Source organism: Mesorhizobium sp. (assembly GCF_024509055.1).
In the GTDB taxonomy this organism is placed as follows: domain Bacteria; phylum Pseudomonadota; class Alphaproteobacteria; order Rhizobiales; family Rhizobiaceae; genus Mesorhizobium.
In genome coordinates, this window is record NZ_JANINM010000053.1 from 1 (window position 1) to 6,221 (window position 6,221).

At 64.6% G+C, this 6,221-nt stretch carries 7 protein-coding genes; 1 reads left to right on the top strand and 6 read right to left on the bottom strand.

The window, feature by feature from the left end:
• The 4 genes from Q0L57_RS03560 to Q0L57_RS03575 form a co-directional block, all read right to left on the bottom strand.
• Positions 1 to 617, bottom strand: a 617-nt coding sequence (locus tag Q0L57_RS03560; RefSeq protein ID WP_296737982.1) for an extracellular solute-binding protein, incomplete at its 3' end; no start/stop codon positions are given.
• 25 nt (positions 618 to 642) lie between these two features.
• Positions 643 to 1,845: a PLP-dependent transferase gene (locus Q0L57_RS03565; RefSeq protein ID WP_296737983.1), complete on the bottom strand. Its 1,203-nt coding sequence runs from the start codon at positions 1,843 to 1,845 to the stop codon at positions 643 to 645.
• Entirely contained in the window at positions 1,842 to 2,573 is a 732-nt protein-coding gene (locus Q0L57_RS03570; protein ID WP_296737985.1) for a FadR/GntR family transcriptional regulator, read from the bottom strand. Before Q0L57_RS03570 ends, Q0L57_RS03565 begins: the two co-directional genes overlap by 4 nt.
• A gap of 119 nt (positions 2,574 to 2,692) precedes the next feature.
• A complete protein-coding gene (locus Q0L57_RS03575; protein WP_296737987.1) occupies positions 2,693 to 3,730 on the bottom strand; it encodes an AraC family transcriptional regulator in 1,038 nt (345 codons plus the stop codon).
• A 140-nt stretch (positions 3,731 to 3,870) separates the two neighbouring features.
• Here Q0L57_RS03575 and Q0L57_RS03580 point away from each other — a divergent pair, with 140 nt between their 5' ends.
• Entirely contained in the window at positions 3,871 to 4,812 is a 942-nt protein-coding gene (locus Q0L57_RS03580) for an alpha/beta fold hydrolase (protein ID WP_296737989.1), read from the top strand.
• A gap of 108 nt (positions 4,813 to 4,920) precedes the next feature.
• Here Q0L57_RS03580 and Q0L57_RS03585 read toward each other — a convergent pair whose 3' ends face one another.
• Entirely contained in the window at positions 4,921 to 5,577 is a 657-nt protein-coding gene (locus Q0L57_RS03585) for a DUF2161 domain-containing phosphodiesterase (RefSeq protein ID WP_296737993.1), read from the bottom strand.
• Positions 5,578 to 5,686: 109 nt separating this feature from the next.
• Positions 5,687 to 6,043, bottom strand: a complete 357-nt coding sequence (locus tag Q0L57_RS03590; RefSeq protein WP_296737991.1) for a hypothetical protein — start codon at positions 6,041 to 6,043, stop codon at positions 5,687 to 5,689.
• Positions 6,044 to 6,221 lie beyond the last annotated feature (178 nt).

Here is a 6,221-nt window from a genome sequence, read left to right on the forward strand (position 1 = left end):
CCGCCCTTGCCGTCGGCGATGTTCATGAACATGTGCATGCCGTTGAAGGCGCCGGGGCCGCCGCGCAGGCAGTAGCCGTATTTGCCGGGGATCGCCGAGATCTTCTTGGAGAAGTCGACGAACTCGTCGAGGGTTGCCGGCGGACGATCGAGGCCGGCTTCCTTGAACAGCTTCTTGTTCCAGAACAGCGCGTTCACATAATAGCCGTAGGGGATCATGAACTGCGTGTTGTTGACGGTCGAGCCGAACTGCTTGGCGCGGTCGCCCAGCGTCTTGGCATCGTCCCATTTGGCCATGAACGGGCCGAGGTCCTGCAGCTGCGCATTGTTGGCATAAAGCCCCATCCAGCGTTCCGGCATCTCGACGACGTCGGGCGTGTCGCCGGCCTGCACCATGGTCAGGAACTTCTCGAAGGCCTGGCCCCAGGGCAGCGAGACGAGCTCGACCTTGATGCCCGGATTGGCCGTCTCGAAGTCGGCGATCTGCTTCTTCAGGAACTCCGTGCGCGGCGGACTGGTGATGACCTCGACCATCTTGATGGTGGTATCGGCCAGCGCGCTGCCGGCGGAGATTGCCAGGCCGGCAACGGCGGCAAGCATGAACGTCAGTCTTTTCATGTTCAGGACTCCCATTTTGAACACCTTATTTTTTTGACTTGTCGAAGGCCTGGGCGATGTCGGCCCAGAGGTCCTCGACGTTTTCCAACCCGACATTGAAGCGGATGGTTCGGGGGCTGACGCCGAAGCGCGCCATCGAATTGATGCCCGGCGTCTGCTCGAGCGAGGCCTTTGCCGGCACGACCAGGCTTTCATGGCCGCCCCAGCTGACACCGAGACGGAACAGCTTCAGCGCATCGACAAAGGCCGGAATGTCGACATCCTCCGTGACCTCGAAAGAGAACAGCCCGGCATAACCGGCCAATGTCTTCTTGCCGGGGTGATTGGAATAGGCTGGGTGGTTGACCCGCTCGACGCTGCCATGCGCCTTGAGCCGCTCTGCTATCGTGAGCCCGCTCTTCATGTGATGCGGCAGCCTCAGCGGCAACGTGCGCAGGCCACGCAGCAGCAGCCAGCCCTCGAAGGGAGACAGCTTGGCGCCGAGCTGGGAGTAGGTCTGCTCGTTGATGTGCTTGATATGGGCCGCCGATCCCGCCACGACACCGGCAACGGTGTCGCTGTGGCCGCTCAGATATTTCGAGGCCGAGTGCAGCACCAGATCGACGCCATGCGTGATCGGCTTCTGGAACACCGGCGAGGCCCAGGAATTGTCGATGGTGGTGATAATGCCCTGTTCCCTGGCCAGCCGCGCCAGATGCGCGATGTCCTGCAGCTCGAACATCATCGAGGTCGGGCTTTCGAGGTAGAGCAGCTTGGCGCCGGGAAGCGCTGCCGCGACGGCGTCCGGGTCCGCGCCGTCAACATAGTCGACCTTGATGTTGAGGCGCGGGAACAGGCGCTCGAACAGGCGATAGGCATCGCCATAGCAGTTGCGCACGGCAACGATGCGCTCGCCGGCGCCTACGAAGGCAAGCACCGTGGCGCTGATCGCCGCCATGCCGCTGGAGAAGCCCCGCGCGGCTTCAGCTCCTTCCAGCGCTGCGACGCGCGACTCGAATTCCATCACGGTCGGATTGTCGCCGCGCGAATAGGTCGGCTGCTTTCGCCTGCCGGCGAAGGTGTCGGCCATTTCGGCGTAGTTGGCGAAGGTGAACAGCGAGGTCTGGTAGATCGGCGGCACCACGGGACCGCCGGGGAAGGGATCGTCATGCGCCAGAAGCGTCGCCGCCTCGCCGAGATAGTCGCTGGCCAGGGAAGCCGTGTCGAAAGGAGTGGGTTGCTCGTTCATTTTCGGTCCGAAAGTTTGAGGTTGGCGGCGCCGCGCTTCAGGTCGTCCTCGACGGTGGCCATGAGCTTCAGCGCCTCGCGCCTGGCGCCCTCCGGGTCATGCGCGGCGATGCAATCGAAAATCGTGCGGTGGTAAGGAAAACTGGCGTGACCAAAGTCGCGCACGCCGAGCGGATGTTCCCAAAAGCGATGGAACAGCTCGTACATGGCGGCGATGATCTGCTCGAACAGCGGATTGCCCGACGCGCGATAGATCGACTGGTGGAACTCCCAGTCCTCCTCCGACGACATGCCGGCGCGGGTGTGGAAGGCGTCTTCCATCACGACGAGCTTGCGCTCGATCTCGGCGATCTCCTCTTCCCCGGCGCGAATGGCGCAAAGGGCGGCCGCCTCGGCCTCCAGCGCGCGGCGAATCTCCAGCGTGCGCATCAGCCCGCCGAAGTCGTTACCGCCGGCAAGCGTGAGCGGCATGTGCAGCATGTCGGGCGAGACGGCCGCCTTGAGATAGGTGCCGCTGCCCTGCCGGCGCTCGACGAGGCCCAGCCCCTCCCAGCGCGTGAGCGCCTCGCGCACCGTGTTGCGGCTGACCTTGAGGCGTTCGGCGAGGATGCGCTCGGTGGGCAGCTTCTCCCCCGGACCCAGCGCCTCCTGCCGGACGAAGCCCGCCAACGCCTTCAGCACCGCGTCGTCGCGGGCCGTGGTGTGGATGGGCGGGAGTAGATCGGTCACGCCGGCGGAAACCCAAAGTGGTTCAATGGTCCAACCAATTCTGCATGAACAAAGCAGTGAGTCAACCGGTCGTCTAGAATCTTTCAACAGCCCAAAATGCGGGATGCGACAAAGGCCAGTTAGCTGGCCGGCGATCCGGCGTCGGTGGTCCGCGACTGCTCGCGCCATGACGCGGGGCTGAACGACGTGACCCGCCGGAACTCGCGGTTGAAGTTCGATTTGGTCTGGAAGCCGGACTCGAACATCGCCGCCGTCACCGGCATGTCGGTTTCGCGAAGCAGCCGGCAGGCCTCCGCAATGCGAAAGTCGTTGATGTATTGCGAGACGTTCTTGCCGGCAAGCCGGTTGACCGCACCCGATATCTGGCGTGCCGGAACGCCAGCGCGCCGCGCCAGCCGCGACAAGGTCAGGTTCTCGTCGCGCGCCAGCTTCTGCTCGACCAGCAGGTTGCGGATGCGGTCGAGAACCTCGCGATCCTGCGCGGCCGTGGATGCGGCCTCGGTTTCGGCGACGGGCATGGGAGCTGCCCGCGCGCGGGCAGCGACAATGGCTGTGATACCGAAGAGAAACAGGCCGAGAAGGTTTGCGTTGCCGGCAATAAAAGCCGCGTCCTCGCCCCTGCTCCATTCGAAATCCAGAAGCACCATCAGGTCGAAAAGCGCCGACACGCAGAGCGACGCGGCAGCGATGACAAGCGCGCGATGCGCGGCTACCGCGCCGTCGAAGCGCGCTTCGTCCAACGCGTCGGGACCGGCGCGGCCGAGATTGAGAACGGCCAAAGCATAGCCGACGAATATCACGACCAGGGTGGCGTCGATCAAAGCGGGAGCCAGCAACACCAGCGCGGCGATCACCACCGGAGGAGCCGCGTGAAGCCAGCGGGCGCCACCTGACTCCGCCGCCTCGTGATGGATCAAGCTGCGAAAGCTTGCCAGGACCAATGGCGGCAGACAGCTCGCCACCACAGGCATCAGGAAGCGCAGATCGACGAGATCATAGCCCCAGCGCAGACCGACAAGGGTCGATTGCAGAGCGCATAAGCCCACGAGCGCCAGAAACGCACGATTGGCCCGTGACGGCTGCTCGGCCTGCAAGGCCCTGACAAGCAGGATCAGCAGCAACAAGGCGACGACGAAAGGAAGCGGAACAAAAATCACGGCGGGCTCAGAGGGGCGTTCGAACGCCGTGATAATGGCCCGGATCGCGATCGGGAACGACCTCGATCGCGATCGAGGACGCAGTCCGAGATCGTAAGGGCCAAGTCATCGCCGGTCTCTCCAACCGAGCGAGGTTCCCAATGGCACTTTCCCATATCCTCTCCGCCGCGGCGCTTGCCGTCGCAATCGCAGTACCGGCACATGCCGCCGAAGTCGGCGTCCGCGAGATCTCGATCGCCTCGCCCGAGCGCGGCCGCGATCTCCAGGTGTTTGTCTGGTATCCAGCCGTGGAAGGCGGCAAGGCAACCCTTCTGGGCGACAACAAGGCTTTCAAAGGCGTGGCGGCGGTCAAGAGCGCGGCACCGCTCAATGGGCATTTTCCGCTTGTTGTGCTGTCGCACGGGTCGGGCGGCCGCGTCCAGGGCATGGCCTGGCTCGCAACGGAACTGGCCAAGGCCGGTTTCATCGTGGCGGGCCCCAATCATCCCGGCACCACCAGCGGCGACTCGACGCCGGCCGATACGCCGAAATTGTGGGAGCGTACACGCGACCTTTCCGCCGTGATCGACGCGATGACGACCGATGCGACGTGGAGCAACGTGGTCGACGGCGACAGGATAGGCGTCGTCGGCTTCTCGCTGGGAGGCGCCGCCGCGATGGAGATTGCCGGCGCCCGCGCCAGCCTCGACGCCTATGCGCGCTTCTGCGACACCTACAAGAAGTGGGACTGCGCCTGGTATGCAGGGGGCATCGGCTATCTCAACGACGCGCTGGTTCATGTCGAAAAGCTCGACCTTCGGACGATCGACCGGGCGCGCTTCGACCAATCGAACCTGGATCGCCGGGTCAAATCAGCCGTGCTTGTCGATCCCGGGCTGGCGCAGGCCTACGATGCCGAGAGCCTGAAGGCTTCACGATCCCGATGGATTTCATCAATCTCGGCAGCGCCGGCACAGCCCCCGAGACGATCATGGCAGAGAAGCTGGCCGCGCTCACGCCACGCGGAACTTATGCCAATGTCGAAGGCGCCATTCACTTCAGCTTCCTGCAGGAATGCAAGCCGGGTGGCGCCGAGCTGCTGAAAGAAGCGGGCGAGGTCGACCCGATCTGCGCGGACGGCGGCAGCCGCTCGCGCGCCGACCTTCATAGCGAGCTGGTCGGCCTGATACGGGCCGACCTGCAGCGAAGCCTCAAGGACCCGATGTGACCTGGATGGCGGTCTGGCCGAGCTCGGTCAGCGCATAGATGCCGCGCTCCGCCCTCGCGAACCAGCCATAGTAGTTGTGCAGCAGGATGCTGGCCGCGCGAGGCGAGACAGCTTTCAGGTCGCGCGGCCGCTTCGGACCATCGGCCATGGCGGAGGCGCAGGCAAGCGCCTCCTGCCGATATGCGGTCATGATCGGCTTCTTGCGCGTGCTGCCGCCGATAGACGGATCGCCCTTGCGGCGATGGTGCTCCTCGACCAGCCGCGAGCGCCGGCGCGGGTCGCGGCGCGGCGGCAAGGCGGCGGGGCTGAGCAGCAGCTCCACCTCACCCTTCTTGCCGACACCCAACAGGCCGAAGCCGAGACGGCGGCACAGCGCGCGGAAACGGCGGTCGTGCTCGCGGCCCTTGCCGCGCGCCGACATCAAAGCAGCCAGCCAGACCTCGTCACAGGCCGCCGCGCGGTCGACCGCCTGGAGGACGAGCTCGAGGTTGAACTGGAGTTTCAGCTCGCAGATGACAACCACGGGCGGCTCACCGTCGCGCACGCCAACCACGTCGCAGCCACCCACCTCGCCCTTGACCGAGAAGCCAAGGCCTTCGAGGAATCGCTTCACCGGCTCATAGAGGGACGTTTCCTGCATCGGGAACGACATAGCCGATTCGTAGCTGACCGACCCAGCACAAGGCGATGACAATTCTGCAGCAGCCTGGCGGACCTTGTGGCGGACGGACAGCCGCGCCGGACGCGATCTATTGCCTGACCTTGGCAAACGGGCCGGTGTAGGTCTGACCGGCAAGCGTATAGCTGGCGGCAAGCGTCCCGTCCGACGACATCGTAAACACTATGTCCGCGCCGTTCGGCAGGCGGGCGAGCTTCATTGTGTTCCCGACAATCCTGCCCGAGCCGTCGGCGACGCCCGGCTTGTTGTCGGCCACATTGCCCCACGCATAACTGACGGTCACCTGCCCGCCCGACGACACCGTCAGAACGGCCAGCTTGCCATCATACATGCCGTTGAGCTGTCCGGCCCATATGCCCGAGAATGCGGCATACTTTGCCGGCACGCCCTTGCCGGGCGGAACGATGGCGATGTTTTGATCCAGCACCGCCGAATTCGACGAAGCAGGCGCGGGAACTGCCACCGCGACAGGAGCAGGTTGGACCGGAGGCGGATTGTCAGGAGCCGACTGGCAAGCGGCAAGCGCGGATGCGGCAATGCCCAGCAGCAGGAGACTGTTTGGTGGAGCCAATCGGAATCGAACCGACGACCTCTTGAATGCCATT

Coding starts and splice junctions, on each gene's coding strand:
- Q0L57_RS03580 (WP_296737989.1), top strand. CDS start 3,871: ATGGCACTTTCCCATATCCTCTCCGCCGCGGCGCTTGCCGTCGCAATC.
- Q0L57_RS03565 (WP_296737983.1), bottom strand. CDS start 1,845: ATGAACGAGCAACCCACTCCTTTCGACACGGCTTCCCTGGCCAGCGAC.
- Q0L57_RS03585 (WP_296737993.1), bottom strand. CDS start 5,577: ATGCAGGAAACGTCCCTCTATGAGCCGGTGAAGCGATTCCTCGAAGGC.